This window comes from Mesorhizobium vachelliae (assembly GCF_033977325.1).
Classification (GTDB): domain Bacteria; phylum Pseudomonadota; class Alphaproteobacteria; order Rhizobiales; family Rhizobiaceae; genus Mesorhizobium; species Mesorhizobium vachelliae.
On the sequence record NZ_JAVIIR010000077.1, the window covers coordinates 1 to 673 of the forward strand.

Here is a 673-nt window from a genome sequence, read left to right on the forward strand (position 1 = left end):
GGCGCCCCGGAGTTCGACCTACTGTTGGCGCCAAACCTTTCTGTTCTGTTTGCCGCCCGTGCAGCCGGCTTGCTCCCGCTAGGCTTCATAGGAAGCATCGGCGAGTTGTCGGACACTGATAAACTTCGTGAAACTGCAGTGCATGCGCGGCGGCTTGGCTTTGCCGGAGCCTTGGCGATCCATCCCACACAGGTGGCCATATTCAACGAGGCTTTCCCGCCAAGCGCCCAGGAACTCGAGTGGGCCCATAAGGTCGTCGCGGCAGAAAATGACGCCGCCACGCGTGGACTGTCCGCATTCTCGTTGAATGGCAAAATGATCGATCCCCCAGTGGTTCGGCGCGCTCACGAGATACTGGCTCTCGGTAGCAAAAGCTGAGCCGTTAATCAGCGGCCGGACAGTGCGACAGTTTTGTGGCTTGCCCGCCGGACGACACGTTTCGAGTAGTCGAAGTAGTCTCGGCAATGGTTGTCGAGGCCGCCGAAATTTCGCGCGAGCATATAGGCGGTGTGGATCCAGTCCACCACGAATGGCAGCACTGCGCGGTTGAGGTCGTTCGGCGCGCCATCATAGGGAGGCAATCCATAGTTCACATTCACGACGGATCACCGCCGGCGCCTGACGAGGCTTGCCAAAAAGCACCGCAACGGCGGCCTGATCGCCGCTTCAGGCC

The 673-nt window shown here is 60.2% G+C and carries 2 protein-coding genes; one reads left to right on the forward strand and one right to left on the reverse strand.

What is annotated here, in order from left to right; genetic code table 11:
* On the forward strand, positions 1-378 hold a 378-nt coding region (locus tag RFM41_RS34085), incomplete at its 5' end, for an aldolase/citrate lyase/malate synthase family protein (protein WP_502572757.1).
* Between the two features lie 8 nt (positions 379-386).
* Here RFM41_RS34085 and RFM41_RS34090 read toward each other — a convergent pair.
* Complete coding sequence (locus RFM41_RS34090) at positions 387-599, reverse strand: hypothetical protein (protein ID WP_320253522.1); 213 nt, start codon at positions 597-599, stop codon at positions 387-389.
* Positions 600-673: the final 74 nt, after the last annotated feature.